Source organism: Streptomyces sp. NPDC044061 (assembly GCF_056434305.1).
In genome coordinates this window covers 287978-308769 of record NZ_JBWKFL010000008.1, presented here as the reverse complement: position 1 = coordinate 308769, position 20792 = coordinate 287978, and the positions used below count along the sequence as shown (strand labels likewise).

Sequence of the window (20792 nt, the reverse complement as noted above, 5' to 3'; positions counted from 1 at the left end):
CCGGCGCGGTGGGGCTCAGCCCACGAAGCGGCCGTACGCCCTGAGGGTGTGCAGTGCCTGAATCGTCACCATGGGGCGTGCCTCCGACGCGGGAACCGGCGCCCACTGACGCCAGCGGATCGGCCAGCCGCCGTCCTCCCGCTGCTCGGCGGCGAGGAAGTCCAGGGAGCGCGCCATCTCCTCGTCCGTGAACCACGCGCGCGCGAGCGATTGCGGGTCCTTCGCGAAGTCGTGCGGGAAGTGGTGCTCGCCCGGCGCATAGCCGGGAGCGACGGGGAAGGCGTCGAGGCGCTCCGGGTCCAGTGCCGCCAGCCGCTGCTCGCGCACCAGGCGGCCGAGACGGTCGGCGGCCGCCTCCGCGCGCCGGCGGTCGGGGGCGGAGTCCAGGAAGGCCACGGCGGCCTCCACCTCATAGGGGTGGGACTTCCCCAGGGTCTCCACGGCCTGCCAGCAGAAGTCGGTGGCCCGGAACAGCCAGGCGTGCCACACCTCGTTGCGGTGCAGCAGGCCCACCACGGGTCCCGTGGCGAGCAACTCGCTGGGCGGGTCGTCCACGACCGGTACGAACGGTGCCGCCGGATAGCCGCGCTGGCTGGGATGGATCGCCGGAAGGGCACCGTCCGAGGTCGAGACGGAGGTCAGATAGCGGCACACACGTTCCACCCGCTGCCCACCGCAGCGCCCGACGGCGTCCAGCACCCGCAGCGCGTGTCCGGTATGCAGGGGCTGGCTCACGGGGCCGCGCAGATCGGGTTCCAGCGCGTGCCCGTACCCGCCGTCCTCGTTGCGGTAGGCGTCCAGCGCGGCCTCCACCGGATCGGCGGCGCCGTTCAGAAAGTGGTAGGCGAAGAGCCGCTGCTCCAGCACGCGCGCGGTGAGCCAGACGAACTGTTCGGCGCGGAAGAGCGGGGAGCGCGCCGGGGGCGTAAGGGGGAGTGGGGAAGCTCCTGTTTCGGCCATGCGAAAGACCGTAGGACGGAAAGCGGTCTCGGCATGCGGTCCCCGGCAGGGCCCACCCCAAGGGGCGGGATACTGGTGTCATGCGGTTGACGGTCTTCTGGCAGCGGATGGCGGAACACTTCGGTCCGGGGTACGCCGACACCTTCGCGCGCGATCACGTGATGTCGGAGCTCGGCGAGCGTACGGTGCACGAGGCGCTGGACGCCGGTTGGGAGGCCAAGGACGTCTGGCACGTGGTCTGCTCGGTCATGAACGTGCCCGGGGAGAAGCGCTGACCGGCCCCGAGGATCCCGGGTGGCAGCAGGCTGTCGGTGGCGTGGGCGAGACTTGGCCCGTGGCACCCACTGACGACAACGAGCCGGCCGCCCGGCACGCAGCATCCCCGACCGTTACGACGCCGCCCGCCCGGACCCCGGCCGACGACGCCGCCGCTCCGGCGGGCCGCATGCCGCGCTGGCTGCCGCGCGCCATGGTGCTCGCCCTCGCGCTCATCGCCGCGTTCCAGCTGGGCAGCTGGGCCTTCCACCAGCTGACCGGACTGCTGATCAACATTCTGATCGCGTTCTTCCTGGCCCTGGCCATCGAGCCCGCGGTGAGCCGGATGGCCGCTCGCGGCATGCGCAGGGGGCTCGCCACCTTCCTGGTCTTCCTCGGTCTGACGATCGTCGTCGCCGGCTTCGTCACGCTGCTCGGCTCCATGCTGGCCGGCCAGATCATCAAGATGGTCGAGGGCTTCCCGGACTACCTGGACTCGGTCATCAGCTGGATCAACCAGAGGTTCCACACGGACCTCAGAAGGGTGGACGTCCAGGAAGGCCTCCTGCACTCCGACTGGCTGCGCAAGTACGCGCAGAACAGCGCGGCCGGGGTCCTCGACGTGTCCGCCCAGGTGCTCGGCGGTCTCTTCCAGCTGCTCACCGTCGCGCTGTTCTCGTTCTACTTCGCCGCCGACGGCCCCCGGCTGCGCCGCGCGCTCTGCTCCGTCCTGCCGCCGGCCCGCCAGGCCGAGGTGCTGCGCGCCTGGGAGATCGCCGTCGACAAGACGGGCGGCTATCTCTACTCGCGCGGCCTGATGGCGCTCATCTCCGGGATAGCGCACTACATCCTGCTGCAGGCCCTGGGGGTGCCGTACGCGCCCGTGCTCGGTGTCTGGGTCGGCCTCGTCTCGCAGTTCATCCCGACCATCGGCACCTACCTCGCGGGCGCGCTGCCGATGCTGATCGCGTTCACCGTGAACCCCTGGTACGCGGTGTGGGTGCTGGTCTTCGTCGTGGTCTACCAGCAGTTCGAGAACTACATGCTGCAGCCCAAGCTGACCTCCAAGACCGTCGACATCCACCCGGCGGTCGCCTTCGGCTCGGTGATCGTGGGTACCGCGCTGCTGGGCGCGGTCGGCGCGCTGATCGCCATCCCGGCGGTCGCCACGCTGCAGGCGTTCCTGGGGGCGTACGTGAAGCGGTACGCCGTCACGGACGATCCCCGGGTGCAGGGGCACCGCGTGCGAGGGCGGAGCGGCCCCGGAGCGGCCACGCGCCTACGACGGCTGTGGGAACGGCGGCCCAGCACGGAGGAGTCCTCGTAGGAGGCCGCGCCTGGGTCAGTACGTGAGGGCCGCCCACACCCCGGCGCCCGCGACGGCCGCCGCGTAGCAGCCTGTCGCGGCGGCCACGATCCGCCACCGCGCCCGCTCGCTCCAGGAGCTGCGGGACAGCAGCCAGGCCAGCAGCGGCAGCACCACGACGGCGTGCAGGCTCACCCCGTGCAGCGGCTTGAGCGGGGCCGTCGAGTGAAAGGCGGCCTCCTGGTGGCCGGTCCGCGTCAGTACGACACCGCGCGCGATCATCGCCGCACCCGACGCCAGCGCCACGAGCAGGATCGCGAACCCCGCGCGCACCGCCAGCGGCATGCCGGCGGGGCCCGCCGGCCGGTGCCGGAAGGACGCGACGGCGAAGACGGTGAGCAGCGCCACCAGGACCCCGCCTCCCACCGCGAGCGTCATGGACACCGTCGTGTCGAAGGGCGTCTCCGTGTTCAGGTGCGAGGGCACCCGGCGCCATGCCTGAAGGGTGATGCCGCCGACCTCCACCACGCAGTCCACGGCGAACACGACGAGCAGGACGGTGCGCAGCCGCGGCCCCACCCGCAGGTACGACGTGACCCAGGTGATCGCGATCAGAGTCACCCCGAAGGAGAGCCCGAACGTGACGGGCTTGCGCCAGGAGACGGGGCCGTCCCAGGGGCCGCCGTCGACCGCGAACACCAGCAGGTGCGCGAGGCCGGAGAGAACGAGGAGCAGACCGGTCGCCTGGCACAGGCGCTCGGCGCGGGGTGGATTCTTCATGGCCCCCAGGCTCCCGGGAGCGCCCCGCGCGGTCGTCGTCCGGCCGAAGACACCCGCCCTACGACGGCGGGAGTAGCGGCGTGCCGGGGGAGCGTGGTGCGCTTGACACCAAAATCGAACATCCATTCTTATGGAGGTTCAGGCGAGGCACTCGACGGGGTATTTCGACGCGGTTTGGGCCGAGATGTTCCCTTGTTATCCACAGGCCGGGCCGACGTCGGGGCGCATTGTCAGTGGCAGGCGTTAGCGTCTTTGACGTGAAGCGATCGACTCAAGCAAACCGGGTGGAACCCATGGCAGGTACCGACCGCGAGAAGGCGCTCGACGCCGCGCTCGCACAGATTGAACGGCAATTCGGCAAGGGCGCGGTCATGCGCATGGGCGAGCGGTCGATGGAGCCCATCGAGGTCATCCCGACCGGGTCGACCGCACTCGACGTCGCCCTCGGCGTCGGCGGCCTGCCGCGCGGCCGTGTCGTGGAGATCTACGGGCCGGAGTCCTCCGGTAAGACGACCCTGACCCTGCACGCCGTGGCCAACGCGCAGAAGGCCGGCGGCCAGGTGGCGTTCGTGGACGCCGAGCACGCCCTCGACCCCGAGTACGCGCGCAAGCTGGGCGTCGACATCGACAACCTGATCCTCTCCCAGCCCGACAACGGCGAGCAGGCCCTGGAGATCGTGGACATGCTGGTCCGCTCCGGCGCCCTCGACCTGATCGTCATCGACTCCGTCGCCGCGCTCGTCCCGCGCGCGGAGATCGAGGGCGAGATGGGCGACAGCCACGTGGGTCTGCAGGCCCGTCTGATGAGCCAGGCGCTGCGGAAGATCACCAGCGCGCTCAACCAGTCCAAGACCACCGCGATCTTCATCAACCAGCTCCGCGAGAAGATCGGCGTGATGTTCGGTTCGCCGGAGACCACGACCGGTGGTCGTGCCCTGAAGTTCTACGCCTCGGTGCGTATTGACATCCGCCGCATCGAGACCCTGAAGGACGGCACGGAGGCGGTCGGCAACCGCACCCGTTGCAAGGTCGTCAAGAACAAGGTCGCTCCGCCCTTCAAGCAGGCCGAGTTCGACATCCTCTACGGCCAGGGCATCAGCCGCGAGGGCGGCCTGATCGACATGGGCGTGGAGCACGGCTTCGTCAGGAAGGCCGGCGCCTGGTACACGTACGAGGGCGACCAGCTCGGCCAGGGCAAGGAGAACGCTCGCAACTTCCTCAAGGACAACCCTGACCTGGCCAACGAGATCGAGAAGAAGATCAAGGAGAAGCTGGGTGTGGGTGTCCGGCCGGAGCCCGCGGCCGAGCCGGGCGCGGACGCGGCGGTGACCACCGCGACCGACGACGCCGCCAAGACGGCGGCCGCCCCTGCAGCCGCCAAGGCCACCAAGCCCAAGGCCGCCGCAGCCAAGAGCTGACCCGTGACACGACGAACCGACTGGGCCGAGTACGAGTACGCCACCCCCGGTGCCCCACGGGGGACGGGCGCCGGGGGTGACCCGGGCTCCGCCACGGCCGGTGACGACGGATACGGGGGCGGCGGTCAAGAAGGGCACGACGGACACGGAGACGGCCCGCACCCGGACGGCGAGCCCCACGGGGGAGGCTCGCCCGGCCGCCGCTCCCGCGGTGCCGCCGGATCGCGCGGCGGCCGGGGACGCGGACGTCGGCGGGGCGGCTTCGGGGAGCCGTCCGGTGAGGGCGAAGGCGCCCCTTCCTCGTCGAGGGCCGAGCGGGGGGCGTCTTCAGGGGACCCGGCTGAGCAGGCGCGGGCGATCTGTCTGCGCCTGCTCACCGGGACCCCGCGCACCCGCAAGCAGCTCGCGGACGCCTTGCGCAAGCGGGAGATCCCCGAGGACGTGGCCGAGGAGGTGCTGTCCCGGTTCGAGGAGGTCGGACTCATCGACGACGGCGCGTTCGCGGACGCCTGGGTGGAGTCCCGGCACCACGGCCGGGGGCTCGCCCGGCGCGCGCTCGCCCGGGAACTGCGCACCAAGGGTGTCGACTCCGTGCTGATCGACGAGGCCGTCGCCCAGCTCGACTCCGAGCAGGAGGAGGCGACCGCCCGCGAACTGGTCGCCCGCAAGCTGCGGGCCACCCGTGGCCTCGACCGCGACAAGCGGCTCCGGCGTCTGGCCGGCATGCTCGCCCGCAAGGGCTACCCCGAGGGCCTGGCCCTCCGCGTCGTCCGGCAGGCTCTGGAGGAAGAGGGCGAGGACACTGAGTTCCTCGAGGACGAGGGATTCTGACAGCCGGGCGCCCGGCCGACGGCGACCGCCCGGCCGGCGCTAACCTGTCGCCCGGGGCGGCGGCTCACCGTCATGCGATCGCCGGCTGGCCGGCGCCGCATGGGCTCATTATTGACATGGGCATGGCGGAAATCGGATGGAGGTGGGGTTAACCCCCGCTGAAGACGCCGGGCCACCGCAGTGCTCCCGGACCCCTGTCAGGGCGAGGGTGTACTCACGCTCCGGAACACGGCCCACGCCGAGGCCGGAAGGCGTACGGACTCCGAGACGCGCAACAGAAGAGAGCCCGCCCCCATGATGCTGCGTTACGCCCTTCAGACCCTCCGCGCCCGCAAGGCAGGCTTCCTCGGCGCGTTCCTCGCCCTGATGTGCGCGGCCGCCCTGATCACCGCCTGTGGCAGCCTCCTCGAGACCGGCCTGCGCGGCACGATCCGCACCGAGCGCTACGCCGCCGCTGCCGTCGTGGTCTCCGCCGACCAGAACGTCCACCACACCACGGTGAAGCACAAGCAGGGCAAGACCAAGGTCAAGCACAAGGCGAAGCCCATCGCCGAACGCGCCTGGCTCTCCGCGGACTTGGGGACAACCCTCGCCCGCACCCCCGGCGTTGCCCGGGTCGTCCCCGAACTGACCTTCCTCGCGCAGCCGCTGACCCCGGCCGGCACCGGCGGCCGTACCGCCTACGGGCACGCCTGGGACTCCGCCGCGCTGACGCCCTACCGGCTGACCGAGGGCAGCGCCCCCACGGCGGACGGCGACCTCGTCATCGACCACGACCTCGCCGCCCGCGCCCACCTCCGTCCCGGCGACCGCCTCACGGTGCAGTCGACACGGTCCCCGCGCAGCTACCGCGTCACCGGTGTCGCCGCACCGGCCACGCTCGTACGCCACCAGACGTCCCTGTTCTTCTCCACCGCCGAGGCCCGGCGGCTGGCCGCGCACCCGGGGCAGGTCACCGCGTTCGGTGTGCTCCCCGCCGAGGGAGCCGACCCGGAGACGGTGCGTCAGGGCGTGGCACGGGCGCTGCACGGCACCACCGCGCAGGTCAGCATCGGCGACGCCCGCGGTCCCGTCGAGTTCCTGGACGCGGCCGCCGCGCGCACCCGGCTGGTCAGCATGGGCGGCGCGATGGGCGGTACCTCGCTGCTGGTGGCCGTGCTCGTGGTCGTCGGCACCTTCGCGCTCACCGTCCAGCAGCGCCACCGCGAACTCGCCCTGCTCCGTGCCATCGCCGCCACGCCCGGTCAGATCCGCACCCTGCTGCGCCGCGAGGCACTGATCATCGGCGCGACGGCGGGCACCGCCGGTGCGCTGCTCGGGCTGCCGCTCGGCGGCTGGCTGCACTCCCGGTTCGTCGCCCTGGGCGCCGTACCCGTCACGCTCCAGCACACCACCAGCGTCTTCCCGCCGTTCGCCGCCCTCGCCGCCACCCTGCTGGGTGCCTGGACCGCGGCCCGGATCGCCTCCCGCAGGATCGCCGGCATCCGCCCGGCGGAAGCCCTGGCGGAGGCCGGGACCGAGCGCACCCGGCCCGCTTGGGGCCGTATCGTCGCCGGTCTGCTGCTGCTCGCCGGCGGAGTCGTTCTCGTGGCCGTCCTCACCTCCCTGCGCACGGAGCCCGCCTCGACTCCCGTGACCTTCCTCGCCGTCATCGTCCTGTCCACCGCCGTCGCCCTGCTCGGCCCGCTGCTGGTCAAGGCGGCCGCGCTGCTGCTCGCCCTGCCCCTGCGGCTCACCGGACACGGCGGGCGTCTCGCCACCGCCAACCTGCGCGGCAACGCGACCCGGATGGCCTCCGTCGTCACCCCCCTCACCCTGCTCATCGGCATGACCTGCACCGTGCTGTTCGTTCAGTCGACCCTCGGCGACGCCGCCCGGGCCCAGGCACGCGAGGGCGTCACCGCCGACTGGGTCGTCGCCGCCCAGGGGCCCGGCGTCCCCGGCGAGGCCGCAAGGCGGCTGCGCGAGCAGCACGACACCGTCACCGAGGTGGTCCGCACGAACGTCCGCGTGGGCCTCGACAAGTACTCCGCCCAGGGCGTGACACCGGCCGGCCTGACCCGCACCTGGGACCCGAAGGTCACCGCCGGCTCCCTCGACGGTCTCGCCCCGGGCACCGTCGCCGTCAGTGAACCGGCCGCGGACCAGCACCACCTGAAGCCCGGCAGCACCCTGAAACTCACGCTCGGCGACGGCACGCCCGCCACGCTCACCGTGGCCGCCGTCTATGCCCGGGGTCTCGGCTTCGGCGACCTCACCCTCGCCCACGACCTCGTCGCCCGCCACGTCGACAACCCGCTCGCCTCCTCCGTCCTCGTCGGCACGACCCGTACACAGACACAACTCGCGACTACACTGCGTGAGTTCCCGGGTCTGCGTGTTCTTTCGCCCGCCGCCGCGGACTCCCTCCAGGCCGATCGGCAGCAGGCGAACGCCGAGGTCAACCATCTGGCCATGGGGCTCGTCCTGGCCTTCACCGCGATCGCGGTCGTCAACACCCTCGCCATGTCGGTCGCGGAGCGTGTTCGGGAGTTCGCCCTGCTCCGTCTCGCCGGAGCGACCCGCCGCCAGGTGCTGCGTGTGCTGCGCACCGAGGTGCTGTCCGTGCTGCTGCTCGCCACCGCGCTCGGCAGTGGCATCACCCTCGCCGTACTCACCGCGTTCAGCCTGGGCATGACCGGCCGGGCCGCGCCCACGGTCACACCCCTGCTCCATGTCACGGTGGTGGCGGTCGCCGCCTTCCTCGCGCTCGTGTCCAGTGCCATTTCCGGGCGCGTCGCGCTTCGTGTCCCGGCGGTGACGGTGGCCACGGCGAAGGAGTAGGACCGGGACCGCCGGCGAACGACACCGCCCCGCCGCCGAGTTACCGGCAGTCGTTCACCGGCTCCACCGGCAGCCCCGCTGCCCGCCACGCCTGGAAGCCGCCCACCAGGTCGGTCGCTCGGCGCAGGCCGAGCTGGTGGAGGGAGGCCGCGGCCAGGCTGGAGGCGTAACCCTCGTTGCAGACGACGACGACGCGCAGATCGTGGCCGGTGGCCTCGGGGACCCGGTGGCTGCCCTGCGGGTCGAGGCGCCACTCCAGTTCGTTGCGCTCGATGACGAGGGCGCCCGGGATCAGCCCGTCCCGCTCGCGCAGGGCCGCGTACCGGATGTCGACCAGCAGGGCCTCACCACTGCGCGCCGCCTCGTGCGCCTGCTCCGCCTCGATGCGCCGGTAGCCCGAGCGGACCCGCTCCAGCAGGTCGTCGATGCCGACCGGCCGTGTGCCCGTGCCGCTCACTGCCAGTCCTCCGGACGCTCGACCTGCTCCAGGCGCAGCACCTGGCCCGTGCGACTGTAACGACGGATGCGCGGCAGCGGCGGGTAGTAGGCGTGGACGGAGACTGCGTGACGGTCGGGGGACTCGTTGAGGACCTCGTGCACATGGTGACGGCCGAAGGAGCGGGCCTGTCCGGCGGTCAGCCGGCGCTCGCGGTCCACGTCCTCGGCGAGTTCCAGGGTCTTCCAGCCGTCGGTGGGCAGCCGGGCGGCCAGGGAGTACTCCTTCAGCTCACCCGCCGCGGTGAGGAAGGCGCCGACCGAGTCGGCGTGGTCGTGCCAGCCGGTACCGCTGCCGGGCGGCCAGCCGATCAGCCAGGCCTCGCTGCCGCCGGGGCCCTCCAGCCGCACCCAGGTGCGGCCCTCGAGGTCCAGTGGAAGCGAGGCGATCAGCTCGGTGTCGGCGGCCGTGCGCCGCACGAAGTCGAGGAGGTCCGCCTGGGTCGGCGCCGAGTCGGCGGCACCGGTGGGGGCAGCGGGGGACGCAGGGTGGGAGACAGACACGTGCACCGTCCTGAAGGGTTCGCCGAACGGGCGCACGGCGGCGCCCGGAAGGGGAAAGAAGGGGAGCGAAATTCAGCAGGACGGTCGACACACGCAGCCCGCGTAGCGGACGAGGTCCATATGGACCCTCCGCCACAGGCGCACACAGGTGTCGGTCACGATCCGGAGTACAGCACGCTGCCGCACTCCGGTCAACTCACCGTCACCATGTGGACGGAGGGTGACGGGGCACACGGTCAGCGCGCGCCGGAGCCGGCCTCCGCCTCCTCCTTCACGGCGCCGCCCACGGTCGCCTCCGCCGCCGCGTACAGATCGGCCGGACGCACCCCGCTCAGCGAGGTGACCAGGTGGCCGTCGGGGCGCACGAGCAGCACGCTGTGCGCCGGCGCACCCGGGTACTCCTCGGCGACCAGCAGCTCGGCCGGGTGCGGAAGCGCCGCCACCGCGGCCGCGAGCCGGGGCATGACCCCGGCGGACACCCAGTGCTTGCGGTCCCACACGCCCGTGCCCGGCGCGATCAGTACGACGAGGAGCGCGCCGCGGCCCAGCCGGTCGCGCAGCTGTACGAAGGAACCGTCCTCCGCCGTGACCCGAACATCCGTGACCGGTGCGCCGGGCTGGGTCTCGACCGGGATCTCCCCCTCCAGGTGCCGGGGCGCGAGCGGTGAGTCAGCGTACGCCCCCGGCGCACCCACCGCGCCGCGCCCCAAGTGACCGTCCACCAGCAGCACGTCGTGGCCCCGGGCCGTGCCGGGGACGATGTGGCGCAGCCCGCCCGAGCCGCGGAGCACCGGCAGCACCTGGTCGGCGGCGCGCAGCCGGGCGGCGACCACCGCGCGCCGCTCGGCCTGGTAGCTGTCGAGCAGTGCCTCGTGGTGCCCGTGGTGCCAGGCCGGGGCCAGCTTCCAGGCCAGGTTCTCGGCGTCGCGGAGGCCCTCGTCGAGCCCCTGGGTGCCGAGCGCGCCGAGCAGGTGGGCCGCGTCCCCGGCGAGGAAGACCCGACCGGCGCGCCAGCGCCGGGCCAGCCGGTGGTGCACCATGTGGACACCGGTGTCGAGGAGGTCGTACGCCGGTGTGGAGCCCTCGGTCCAGCCCGTGAGGGTCTCGCGGATCCGGGACACCAGGATCTCGGGCGTGACCAGGTCCTTGCCCGGCGGCAGCAGCCAGTCCAGACGCCACACGCCGTCCGGGAGGGGGCGGGCGGTCACCTCCCCGGCCGAGGGCCCGGACTGGCGCCACGACGGTGTCCGATGGAGCAACGCGCGGCCCTCCCACGGAAGTTCCGTCCGCAGTGTGGCGACCGCGTGTCGCTCCACCGCCGTACGGCCCGGGAAGCGGATGTCCTGCAGTTTGCGCACGGTCGAGCGGGGACCGTCGCAGCCGACCAGGTAACTGCCACGCCACCAGGTGCCCTTGGGGCCTCGGGTGTGCGCGGTGATGCCGGAACGCTCCTGCTCGATCGAGTCCAGGCGGCTGTCCGCCACCAGCCTCACCAGCGGTTCGTCGGCGACGGCGGCGCGCAGGGCGCCCGTGAGGACGTGCTGGGCGATGTGCAGCGGGCCGGGATCGCCCTCGCCGAAGGTGACCTCGCTCATCACCTGCTTGCGCCGCACGGACCGCCATCCGGCCCATCTCAGGCCGTGGTCACCGAGCGCCACTTGGGTCAGCCGCTCCACCAGGGCGGCGGTGTCCTCGCGCAGCACGACGGTGCGTGCCGGGCGTGGCTCGTCCTTGCCGGGACCCTCGTCCAGTACGACGGTCGGCACCTCGTGACGGGCCAGCGCCAGGGCGAGCGTGAGCCCGACGGGCCCCGCTCCGACGATGATCACCGGGTCCATGACGCGGCGCCCCCTGCCCGTGACGATGCCCTGACGGTCACAAGTGAACAGGAAGGCGGAGCGGGGTGCACGATCACAGAACGTATGCAACCCATTGGCAGAGTTTGCGTCAAGCGAACGGAGGCAGTGGCGATCATGCCACTGCCTCCGGGTGGTGCATTCGGGTCTGATCGGGTGTCAGGCCGCGATTCCCGTCCCCGCCGCGCCGGCGATGCCCGCCGTGTCGTCGACGCCGAGCACCGCGCCGGTCGACTTCTTGCGCTGCCGCAGCCGGCGCTCCAGCCAGCTCGCGAACGAGGTCAGCGAGAAGTTGATGATCACGTAGATCAAGGCGATGACGGTGAAGGAGGCGATGGTGTTGGCGCCGTAGTAGCCGCTCATCGGATTGGCCGAGGCGAGCAGTTCCGGGAAGGTCAGGACCGCGCCGCCCAGTGCCGTGTCCTTCACGATCACGACGAGCTGGCTGACGATCGCCGGGAGCATCGCCGTGACCGACTGCGGCAGCAGGATGAGCCGCATCACCTGGTTCTTGCGCAGACCGATCGCCATGGCGGCCTCGGACTGGCCCTTCGGCAGGGCGAGGATGCCCGCGCGGACGATCTCCGCGAGCACCGACGCGTTGTACAGCACCAGGCCGGTGACGACTGCGTACAGCGGACGGTCGTCCGAACTGACGTCGGTGTACTTGGCGAACAGGGCGAGCCCGAAGATCATCAGGACCAGCACGGGGATCGCGCGGAAGAACTCGACGACCGTGGCGACCGGGATGCGTATCCACGCGTGGTCCGAGAGGCGGGCGATGCCGAGCACGGCGCCCAGCGGGAGGGCGATGACCATGGACAGGGCCGCGGCCTTCAGGGTGTTCTGCAGACCGGGCCAGATGTACGTCGTGTACGCCTCGGAGCTGAAGAACGGCTTCCAGAGCACCCACTCCAGCTGGCCCTTGTCATCAAGACCCTTGTACACCCACCACAGGACGGCCGCGAGCACGACGAGGAATCCCGCCGTGTACAGGATGTTGCGCCGCTTGGCCCGGGGGCCCTGGGCGTCGTACAGGACCGAACTCATCGCTTCACCGCCACCTTCTTGCCCACCCAGCCGAGGATCAGGCCGGTCGGGAGCGTCAGACAGCAGAATCCGAAGGCGATGATCGCGGAGATCAGCAGCAGCTGTGCCTCGTTCTCCACCATCTCCTTCATCAGGAGTGCCGCCTCCGCCACGCCGATCGCGGCCGCCACGGTCGTGTTCTTCGTCAACGCGATCAGCACGTTGGTCAGCGGCCCGACGGCCGCGCGGAAAGCCTGCGGCAGTACGACCAGGCCCAGGACCTGCGTGAAGCTCAGGCCGATGGCCCGGGCCGCCTCGGCCTGCCCGACCGGCACCGTGTTGATGCCGGAGCGGATCGCCTCACAGACGAAGGCCGACGTGTAGACGGTCAGACCCAGCACGGCCAGCCGGAAGCTGGTCGTGTCGACCTGGTCCGACCCCAGGGTGATGCGCAGCGTGTCCTTCAGGCCGAGCGAGGCGAACAGGATGATCACCGTGAGCGGGATGTTCCGCACGATGTTCACGTAGGCGGTGCCGAAACCGCGCATCAGCGGCACCGGGCCCACCCGCATGGCGGCCAGCAAGGTGCCCCAGACCAGGGAGCCCACGGCGGACAGCAGTGTCAGCTGCACCGTCGTCCAGAAGGCTCCCAGCACGTCGTACTTGTCAAGAAAGTCGAACACGATCTCCCGCGCTTCCGCGTGTAGGGATGCCCAGGCGCGCCGCCGCCGTCAGGAACGGCGGCGCGCCGGTGGGGCGTTGCCTCAGCTCTTGATGTCGCCGATCTTCGGGGCGGGCTCGTTCTTGTAGTCGGCCGGGCCGAAGTTCTTGGCGACGGCCTTCTGCCACGAACCGTCGGAGACCATCTCCTCAAGGGCCTTGTTGATCTTGGCCTTGAGGTCGCTGCCCTTCTTGACGCCGATGCCGTAGTTCTCGTTGGTCATCTTGAAGCCGCCGAGCTTGAACTTGCCCTTGAACTGGGACTGGGAGGCGTAGCCGGCGAGGATCGAGTCGTCCGTGGTCAGGGCGTCGATCGCCTTGCTCTGCAGACCGGTCAGGCAGGCCGAGTACGCCGGGTACTGCTGGAGCTGCGCCTTGGGGGCCAGCTTGTCCTTGACGTTCTGCGCCGACGTCGAGCCGGTCACCGAGCACAGCTTCTTGCTGTTCAGGTCCGACGGCGACTTGATCGTGTTGTCGTCCGCGCGGATCAGCACGTCCTGGTGGGCAAGCAGGTAGGGGCCGGCGAAGTCGACCTTCTGCTGGCGCTCCGGGGTGATCGAGTAGGAGGCGGCGATGAACTGGACGTCACCGCGCTGCAGCATCGTCTCGCGGTCGGCGCTCTTCGACTCCTTCCACTCGATCTGGTCCGGCTTGTAGCCGAGCTTCCCGGCGACGTAGGTGGCCACGTCGACGTCGAAGCCCGAGTAGCCCTGCGGGGTCTTCTGGCCGATGCCGGGCTGGTCGAACTTGATGCCGATGGTGATCTTCTTGCCGCCACCGGAGGAGCTGTTGTCGTCCTTCTTGTCGCCGCCGCACGCGGTCGCGGACACGGCAAGGGCGAGTACGACTGCCGAGGCGGCGGTGACCTTGCGGAGCTTCATGGTGAACATCCTTTGAGTGGTGAAGGAACGAGGTCCTGAGGGGCGGGTGACCCCGGCCGGTCCGGGCGCCGGGGCTCGGGTGCCGTCAGTGGTGCAGGATCTTCGACAGGAAGTCCTTGGCCCGGTCGCTGCGCGGATTGCTGAAGAACTGGTCGGGCGCAGCCTGTTCGACGATGCGGCCGTCCGCCATGAAGACGACTCGGTTTGCAGCCGAACGTGCGAAGCCCATCTCATGGGTGACGACGATCATCGTCATGCCCTCCCGGGCGAGCTGCTGCATGACCTCGAGGACCTCATTGATCATCTCGGGGTCCAGGGCCGAGGTCGGCTCGTCGAAGAGCATGACCTTCGGGCCCATCGCCAGCGCCCGGGCGATGGCGACACGCTGCTGCTGGCCGCCGGACAGCTGCGCCGGGTACTTGTCGGCCTGGGTGCCCACGCCGACCCGGTCGAGCAGGGCGCGGGCCTTCTCCTCGGCCTGCTTCTTGTCCGTCCTGCGGACCTTGAGCTGGCCCAGCATCACGTTCTCGAGCACGGTCTTGTGCGCGAAGAGGTTGAAGGACTGGAAGACCATCCCGACGTCGGCGCGCAGCCGGGCCAGCTCCTTGCCCTCGTGGGGCAGCGGCTTGCCGTCGATCGTGATGGTGCCCGAGTCGATCGTCTCCAGGCGGTTGATGGTGCGGCACAGGGTCGACTTTCCGGACCCGGAGGGCCCGATGACCACGACGACCTCGCCGCGGGCGATCGTCAGGTCGATGTCCTGGAGCACATGCAACGCGCCGAAGTGCTTGTTGACGCTCTTCAGGACGACCAGTTCGCCGGACGCGGCCACGTCTTCCTTGGCCACCGATACTTCGGTCATCGCTCTCAGGCTCCGTCCTCCTCGGTTTCGGTGGACAGTAGTGATGGCCGGTGACCAGCGTCATCACATCTGAGGGGAATCTGAGCATCACGATCCGATAGCAACCGGACACATGTCGTAGCACTTGGGGCCCGCGCGCGTATCGGCCGGGTAACGACAGGCCGCGGGCAACCGGAAGCCTCTTGACGCCGTCCTTATCCATCGGCGTGACTTCCATGGTGCACGCGCGCGTGCGCATGACCTACTAGCCGAACGAGAACCATGACCGTACGACCGCTGAACCGGAGGGGGCCGGGATGAGACTGCTCCTCGTCGAGGACGACAACCACGTCGCGGCCGCTCTGTCGGCGGTCCTCGCGCGGCACGGCTTCGACGTCACCCACGCGCGCAGCGGCGAGGAGGCCCTCCAGGCGCTCGTCCCCGAGGGCGCCGGTTTCGGGGTGGTCCTGCTCGACCTTGGCCTGCCCGACCAGGACGGCTACGAGGTCTGCGGCAAGATCCGCAAGCGCACCAGCACCCCGGTGATCATGGTCACCGCACGCTCCGACGTCCGCTCCCGCATCCACGGGCTGAACCTGGGCGCCGACGACTACGTCGTGAAGCCCTACGACACCGGGGAACTGCTCGCCCGGATCCACGCCGTCAGCCGGCGCGCCGTCCACGAGGAGGCCGCACCGGACGCCGAGAGCGCGCTGCGACTCGGGCCCGTGCGCATCGAGCTGCCCACGCGCCAGGTCAGCGTGGACGGTTCGGTGATCCAGCTGACCCGCAAGGAATTCGACCTGCTCGCACTGCTCGCCCAGCGCCCGGGAGTCGTCTTCCGCCGCGAGCAGATCATCAGTGAGGTCTGGCGCACCAGTTGGGAGGGCACGGGCCGTACCCTGGAGGTGCACGTGGCCTCCCTGCGCGCCAAGCTGCGCATGCCCGCCCTGATCGAGACCGTACGCGGCGTCGGCTACCGGCTCGTCGCCCCGGCCGCCTAGCGGGGCCGGGTGCGCACACGGCTCCTGCCGCTGCTCATCGTCCTGATGGCGGCCGTCCTGCTCGCCCTCGGGGTCCCGCTCGCCGTCAGCGTGGCCGCCGCCCAGCAGCAGCGGGTCGTCGTCGACCGGATCGACGACACCGCGCGCTTCGCCGCGCTCGCCCAGTACGTCACGGACGCGCCCCGCGGATCCCGGCGCACCACTCCGGACGAGCGCCAGGAGACGCTCCGCCGCGAACTGGACAGCTACTACGGCGTCTACGGCATCCGCGCCGGCGTCTTTTACCACAACGGCTCCGCCATGGCCAACGCCCCGGACGACTGGGTCGTCCCGCAGACGGGGGAGGTCCGGGAGGCGTTCGGCGAGGCGCTGCTGAGCCGCCGCAGCCATGACCCCCGGCAGGTGTGGCCATGGCAGCGCAGCCGGCTGGTCGTCGCCTCGCCGGTTATCCGGGACGGGGACGTGGTGGCGGTCGTGGTCACCGACTCGCCCACCGGGCAGATGCGGTCGCAGATCCTGCGCGGCTGGCTGTTCATCGGGGCGGGTGAGATCGCCGCGATGCTGCTCGCCGTCGGCGCCGCGCTGCGGCTGACCGGCTGGGTGCTCAGGCCGGTGCGGATCCTGGACGCCACCACCCACGACATCGCCACCGGGCGCCTGAAGTCCCGTGTCGCGGTCGGCGGCGGGCCGCCGGAACTCAGACGGCTGGCCCGGTCGTTCAACGAGATGGCGGACAACGTCGAGGACGTGCTGGAGCAGCAGCGGGCCTTCGTCGCGGACGCCTCGCACCAGCTGCGCAACCCGCTCTCGGCGCTGCTGCTGCGCATCGAACTGCTCGCCCTCGAGCTCCCGAAGGGCAACGAGGAGATCGCCTCGGTCCGCACCGAGGGCAAGCGCCTCGCACAGGTACTGGACGACCTGCTCGACCTGGCGCTGGCCGAGCACGCCGCGGCCGACCTCAGGCTGACCGACGTCGGGGCGCTGGCCGAGGAGCGGGTGGCCGCCTGGTCACCGGCCGCCGACGCCAAGGGTGTGCGGCTGGCCGGCGACTGCCCGCCCACGACCGCCTGGGCCGACCCGATCACCCTGTCCAGCGCCCTGGACGCGGTGATCGACAACGCCGTGAAGTTCACCCCGGAGGGTGGCACGGTCGAGGTCACCGTCGCCTCGAACGGCGACAGCTCGACGGTCGTGGTCACCGACACCGGCCCCGGCCTCACGGAGGAGGAACTCACGCGTGTGGGTGACCGCTTCTGGCGCAGCGGCCGACACCAGAACGTCAAGGGCTCGGGGCTCGGCCTGTCCATCACCCGTGCCCTGCTCGCGGCGGGCGGCGGCTCGATCGACTACGCGCACCACGAGCCGCGGGGACTTCAGGTCACCGTGTCGGTGCCGAGGCACTCGGACGACACACCCTAGCCAGGACCTCTCTTCCGGATCTTGCCGGGGTCGCGGGAAGGAAAGACCCTAGGGCTTGACCGATCGGTAGTAGCTGCGGGCGCCCTCCTGCAGGGGCAGCGGGTCGGTGTAGATCGCCGTGCGCAGGTCGACGAGCTGGGCGGAGTGGACATGGGCGCCGATCCCGTCCCGGCTCTTGAGCACCGTGCGGGTCAGCCACTCGGTCAGCCGGGGGTCCATGTCCTTGCGGGTCATCAGCAGGTTGGACACCGCGATCGTCGGCACCGCACTGCCGTGCTGCACCCACGGGTACGCCGACTCGGGCATGTTGGTGGCCCGGTAGTAACGGGCGGCGTCGCCGCCGGCGTGCAGCTTGGTGACGAGGTCGCCGTCGATCGGTACGAACTTGAAGGCGGACTTCTTGGCCAGCCCGACCAGCCCCTTCGTGGGGAGTCCGCCCGACCAGAAGAAGGCGTCGATCTCGCCCCGCCGCAGCCGGTCGGGCCCGGTGTCTATGCCCTCCGAGACCGGCGTGATGTCCTTCCGCGGATCGATGCCGGCGGCCCTGAGCACCCGGTTCGCGATCAGCCGCACCCCGGAGTCGGGCAGCCCCGTGGCCACCCGCTTGTGCCGCAGGTCCGCGACGCTGCTCACCTTCGAGTCGCGCGGCACGATGAGCTGCACGTAGTCGTCGTAGAGCCGGGCCACACCGCGCAGCCGGTCGGCGCCGCTGCGGTGCTGCAGCTCGTACGTCTCCACCGCGTCCGCCGCCGCGATCGTGAAGTCGGCCTGCCCGGTCGCCACCCGCTGGACGTTCTCCTGCGAACCGGCGCTGTTCAGCAGCTTCACCTTCAGCCCGGGCATGTCCCTGCCCAGCTCGGTGCGCAGCCGCTCGCCGTACTCCTGGTAGACCCCGCGCGGTGTACCCGTGCTGAAGACGATCGTCCCGCTCGGCGGCTTCTCGCCCAACGGCAGCAGCCACCACAGCAGCAGCCCGAGGGCCGCGACGCCGACGGCCGCGCTCCGCAGCGCCCGGCGCCTGCTGATACGGGTGAACCACATGGACATGCGGGCGATCCTGCCAGGCCGTGTGCGGGGCTGACCAGGGCCGGGGTCACCACCGGCGGCCGCGGGAACGCGGGGGCGGTGTCAGTGGCGGCCGTTAGAGTCGCCGTATGAGCTCTTCGCCCGCCCGCCTCGTCCGCGAATTTCACAACGCCTTCGGCCTGGACACCCGCACCTCGCCGACGGAGGTGGCGCCCGGGCTGGCCGCGCACCGCGGGGAACTGCTCGCCGAGGAGGCCGCCGAGGTCGCCGAGGTGTCGGTCGAGGGCCCGCTGGACCGGCTCGCGCACGAGCTGGCGGACGTGGTGTACGTGGCCTACGGCACCGCTCTGGTCCACGGGATCGACCTGGACGAGGTGATCGCCGAGATCCACCGCGCCAACATGAGCAAGCTGGGACCCGACGGCGAGGTCGCCCGCCGCGCCGACGGGAAGGTCCTCAAGGGCGAGCACTACCGGGCGCCGGACGTGTCGGCGATCCTGCGCCGCCAGGGCTGGAGACCTGACGGCGCCTGATAGACCGGCGCTCCTACGACGACAGTGAGCCGCCCGCCAGTTTCCACTCGCGGTGCAGGGACCCCAGCGGAACGCTTCGCTGCAGTACCGGTGTGCCGAAGATGGAGAGCTGGAGACGCAGGGTGCCCGACAGGTCGACGCCGCCGTACACGGCCCAGGTGCCCTCGGCCTTCGCGCCGGGTGTGTTGGAGGAGGCGGTGACCGTCCCGGAGGCCTCGCCACGCACGTAGGGCGCGAGATCGGCGGTGACACCGACGGTGCCGTAGAGGCCGACGGACGCCTCGGCGCCGAGGGCCGTCTTGGCGTTCCCGGCCGTGGTCAGGGAGGCCCGTACGGGTGTGCTCGTCATGTCGGCGGAGCTGACCGGCGTCCAGCCCTTGGCCGGGCCGAAGGTGCCGCCCGCCTTGAAGCCGCCCTTGAGGCTCTGCTCGACGTCGACGGTGACATGCCCGTCGCCGCTGATCTGGACGTAACAGGTCAGATCGAGGTTGACGACGACGGGGACCGGGCCGACCTGCAGGACGGGGTCGGCGTGCAGCTTGGCGAACGGGATCCGCAGGGGCGTGCCGGTGGCCGCGGCGGCTCTGCCCTTCACGGCCCACCCGGAGGTCCAGTCGCCGGACACACCGAGGTACGCGGAGCCGGGCGCCGCGTCGGTTCCGGTGCCGCCGTAGCTGAAGTCCACCTGCGGGGCCACCTGGACGAACCCGGACACCGAGGCGGTGGCCGAGGCCGGGGCGCCCTGGGCCGTCGGCACCTCGGCGCCGACGTCGAGCCGAAGGCTGCCGAGTGGCACGGTCGCGCCCTTGGGGCCGACGTGCACGTCACCTGCCTTGGACCAGGAGACCTTGACGTCGGGTAGCAGCTTGTCGACGGCGAAGGAGGACGGGTCGACCGGCACGGTGCCCTTCGCCGTGTCGTCCCCCAACAGAGCGTTCAGCGCCGCCGGTTCGGTCTGCACCTGCGTGCCCCGGTCGGTCTCGCCGAGCACCTTGGTGACCCGGGCGAGCAGGCCGTGCGGGGCACCGGGCGCCGGGGCGCTGGCGATGACGTCACCCACGGCGGCCTCGTGCGGGGCGGCGGAGGCGGAGGGAGAGGGGGATGAGGGGGAGGGGGGCGCCGGGTTGCGTGAAGTCCCGCTCCGCGCCGGCGCCTTGGAGATGACGGCGCGTCGGGTCCCGCTGTCGTACGAACTGACGGCGAGCGTGGTCCTGTGCGCCCGCCGGCCGGAGCCGGACGGTCCGGCGGTGGCGGTCGCGGTGGCGGCCGGGGCCGCGGCGACGGTGAGCGAGTGGTCGGTGCCGCCGGCGGGGGCGTCGGTGGCGCGGGCGCCCTGGCCGTGGCCCGTGGCCGGCCGTTCGGCGTGCGGCGCGGGCGAGGAGCAGCCGGCGGCGAGGAGGAGGGCGGTCACGGCGAAGGCGGGCAGGAGGGCATGCCTGTGCCTCGTGCGTCTGCGCAAGGTCGGTCCTGGGTGAAGTGGGGGGGTGGCGAGAAGGAAGCGCCGAGTGCCGGGCTACCAATGGGTAGAACCAGTCGGTAACTCGGTGGCGAGCCATGAGCATGCCATGGCGCTCGGCACCGACCCCTCACAATCCGGTCACATCTCAACGTGACCTGGCTTACGGCGAGTTCAGGCCTGATGATGGCTGATTCGCACCCGGGAGTCCGGTGCCGCCGAGTCGGGTCAGCAGGGCGGACAGCAGCCCGATCTCGTCCTCGTTCCACCCGGGACCGGTGAAGACCTCGGCGGCGGTCTCGTCGGCCGTGGCCAGCATCTCCTTCAGTCGCCGTCGGCCGGTCCCGGTCAGCGACGCGTAGGCCACGCGCGCGTCACGGGCGTCCGGCTCGCGGGTCACCAGCCCGATCCGCTCCAGGGGAGCCAGCCCCCGGGTCACCCCGGAGGCGGTCAGCCCCAGCGCCTCGGCCAGGTCGACCCGGCGCATCCGGCCGCCGGGCGCCTGTCCCAGCCGCAGCAGCATCGTGAAGTCGGCCAGGCTCACCCCGTGCAGCCCGCTCAGCCGGGCGTCGAACCGCCGTACGAGCGCTGCCTGGGCCCGCACCAGCCGCAGCGACGCGTCCAGGGCGCTGCTCATCACTCACTACCTTCCTGG

21 protein-coding genes are annotated in these 20792 nt (G+C 71.4%); 8 read left to right on the top strand and 13 right to left on the bottom strand.

The genetic code is table 11. The features are described 5' to 3' along the window. Window positions 1–15: 15 nt before the first annotated feature. Window positions 16–960 (bottom strand): hypothetical protein, encoded by a 945-nt coding sequence (locus AC07CM_RS15985; protein ID WP_478876986.1) that lies wholly within the window; start codon window positions 958–960, stop codon window positions 16–18. An 80-nt stretch (window positions 961–1040) separates the two neighbouring features. Between AC07CM_RS15985 and AC07CM_RS15980 the strand changes: the two genes are divergently transcribed. Together AC07CM_RS15980 and AC07CM_RS15975 are read left to right on the top strand one after the other, a co-directional pair. After that, window positions 1041–1235 (top strand): DUF3046 domain-containing protein, encoded by a 195-nt coding sequence (locus tag AC07CM_RS15980; protein ID WP_478876985.1) that lies wholly within the window; start codon window positions 1041–1043, stop codon window positions 1233–1235. 59 nt (window positions 1236–1294) lie between these two features. Then, window positions 1295–2542 (top strand): AI-2E family transporter, encoded by a 1248-nt coding sequence (locus AC07CM_RS15975; RefSeq protein WP_478876984.1) that lies wholly within the window; start codon window positions 1295–1297, stop codon window positions 2540–2542. Between the two features lie 15 nt (window positions 2543–2557). On the opposite strand, the gene AC07CM_RS15970 is transcribed toward AC07CM_RS15975, so the two are convergent. Continuing rightward, a complete protein-coding gene (locus AC07CM_RS15970) occupies window positions 2558–3301 on the bottom strand; it encodes a hypothetical protein (protein ID WP_478876983.1) in 744 nt (247 codons plus the stop codon). A 293-nt stretch (window positions 3302–3594) separates the two neighbouring features. On the opposite strand from AC07CM_RS15970, the gene recA reads away from it, so the two are divergent. From recA to AC07CM_RS15955, 3 genes are all read left to right on the top strand, one after another. Further along, on the top strand, window positions 3595–4719 hold the full coding sequence (gene recA, locus AC07CM_RS15965) for a recombinase RecA (protein WP_478876982.1): 1125 nt from the start codon (window positions 3595–3597) through the stop codon (window positions 4717–4719). Window positions 4720–4722: 3 nt separating this feature from the next. Next, complete coding sequence (gene recX / locus AC07CM_RS15960) at window positions 4723–5550, top strand: recombination regulator RecX (RefSeq protein ID WP_478876981.1); 828 nt, start codon at window positions 4723–4725, stop codon at window positions 5548–5550. Between the two features lie 294 nt (window positions 5551–5844). Continuing rightward, window positions 5845–8373: an ABC transporter permease gene (locus AC07CM_RS15955; protein WP_478876980.1), complete on the top strand. Its 2529-nt coding sequence runs from the start codon at window positions 5845–5847 to the stop codon at window positions 8371–8373. Window positions 8374–8413: 40 nt separating this feature from the next. Here the strand turns inward: AC07CM_RS15955 and AC07CM_RS15950 are convergent, their stop codons facing one another. From AC07CM_RS15950 to AC07CM_RS15915, 8 genes are all read right to left on the bottom strand, one after another. After that, a complete protein-coding gene (locus tag AC07CM_RS15950) occupies window positions 8414–8830 on the bottom strand; it encodes a rhodanese-like domain-containing protein (RefSeq protein WP_478876979.1) in 417 nt (138 codons plus the stop codon). Beyond that, the gene (locus AC07CM_RS15945; protein WP_478876978.1) at window positions 8827–9372 is read right to left on the bottom strand and encodes a cupin domain-containing protein; all 546 of its coding nucleotides are present in this window, start codon (window positions 9370–9372) and stop codon (window positions 8827–8829) included. Before AC07CM_RS15945 ends, AC07CM_RS15950 begins: the two co-directional genes overlap by 4 nt. 72 nt (window positions 9373–9444) lie before the next feature. Next, complete coding sequence (locus AC07CM_RS15940) at window positions 9445–9492, bottom strand: hypothetical protein (RefSeq protein WP_309506048.1); 48 nt, start codon at window positions 9490–9492, stop codon at window positions 9445–9447. A gap of 116 nt (window positions 9493–9608) precedes the next feature. Continuing rightward, window positions 9609–11210, bottom strand: coding sequence for an FAD-dependent monooxygenase (locus tag AC07CM_RS15935; protein WP_478876977.1), 1602 nt, complete (start codon window positions 11208–11210; stop codon window positions 9609–9611). Window positions 11211–11387: 177 nt separating this feature from the next. After that, window positions 11388–12278 (bottom strand): amino acid ABC transporter permease, encoded by an 891-nt coding sequence (locus tag AC07CM_RS15930; protein WP_478876976.1) that lies wholly within the window; start codon window positions 12276–12278, stop codon window positions 11388–11390. After that, a complete protein-coding gene (locus tag AC07CM_RS15925) occupies window positions 12275–12940 on the bottom strand; it encodes an amino acid ABC transporter permease (protein WP_478876975.1) in 666 nt (221 codons plus the stop codon). The genes AC07CM_RS15930 and AC07CM_RS15925 overlap by 4 nt, the downstream gene beginning before the upstream one ends. An 81-nt stretch (window positions 12941–13021) precedes the next feature. Beyond that, window positions 13022–13858, bottom strand: a complete 837-nt coding sequence (locus AC07CM_RS15920) for a glutamate ABC transporter substrate-binding protein (protein ID WP_478876974.1) — start codon at window positions 13856–13858, stop codon at window positions 13022–13024. Window positions 13859–13943: 85 nt separating this feature from the next. Next, window positions 13944–14720: an amino acid ABC transporter ATP-binding protein gene (locus tag AC07CM_RS15915; RefSeq protein WP_478876973.1), complete on the bottom strand. Its 777-nt coding sequence runs from the start codon at window positions 14718–14720 to the stop codon at window positions 13944–13946. A gap of 296 nt (window positions 14721–15016) precedes the next feature. Between AC07CM_RS15915 and AC07CM_RS15910 the strand changes: the two genes are divergently transcribed. Together AC07CM_RS15910 and AC07CM_RS15905 are read left to right on the top strand one after the other, a co-directional pair. Continuing rightward, entirely contained in the window at window positions 15017–15703 is a 687-nt protein-coding gene (locus AC07CM_RS15910) for a response regulator transcription factor (RefSeq protein WP_478876972.1), read from the top strand. Between the two features lie 9 nt (window positions 15704–15712). Beyond that, window positions 15713–17122: a sensor histidine kinase gene (locus AC07CM_RS15905; RefSeq protein WP_478876971.1), complete on the top strand. Its 1410-nt coding sequence runs from the start codon at window positions 15713–15715 to the stop codon at window positions 17120–17122. A 48-nt stretch (window positions 17123–17170) separates the two neighbouring features. Here the strand turns inward: AC07CM_RS15905 and AC07CM_RS15900 are convergent, their stop codons facing one another. Continuing rightward, complete coding sequence (locus AC07CM_RS15900; protein ID WP_478876970.1) at window positions 17171–18169, bottom strand: TAXI family TRAP transporter solute-binding subunit; 999 nt, start codon at window positions 18167–18169, stop codon at window positions 17171–17173. A 107-nt stretch (window positions 18170–18276) separates the two neighbouring features. Between AC07CM_RS15900 and AC07CM_RS15895 the strand changes: the two genes are divergently transcribed. After that, window positions 18277–18681, top strand: coding sequence for a pyrophosphohydrolase domain-containing protein (locus AC07CM_RS15895; RefSeq protein WP_478876969.1), 405 nt, complete (start codon window positions 18277–18279; stop codon window positions 18679–18681). 13 nt (window positions 18682–18694) lie between these two features. Here the strand turns inward: AC07CM_RS15895 and AC07CM_RS15890 are convergent, their stop codons facing one another. Both AC07CM_RS15890 and AC07CM_RS15885 read right to left on the bottom strand, forming a co-directional pair. Next, window positions 18695–20140, bottom strand: a complete 1446-nt coding sequence (locus AC07CM_RS15890; protein WP_478876968.1) for a hypothetical protein — start codon at window positions 20138–20140, stop codon at window positions 18695–18697. Between the two features lie 160 nt (window positions 20141–20300). Continuing rightward, on the bottom strand, window positions 20301–20774 hold the full coding sequence (locus AC07CM_RS15885; RefSeq protein WP_478876967.1) for a MarR family winged helix-turn-helix transcriptional regulator: 474 nt from the start codon (window positions 20772–20774) through the stop codon (window positions 20301–20303). Between the last annotated feature and the right edge of the window lie 18 nt (window positions 20775–20792).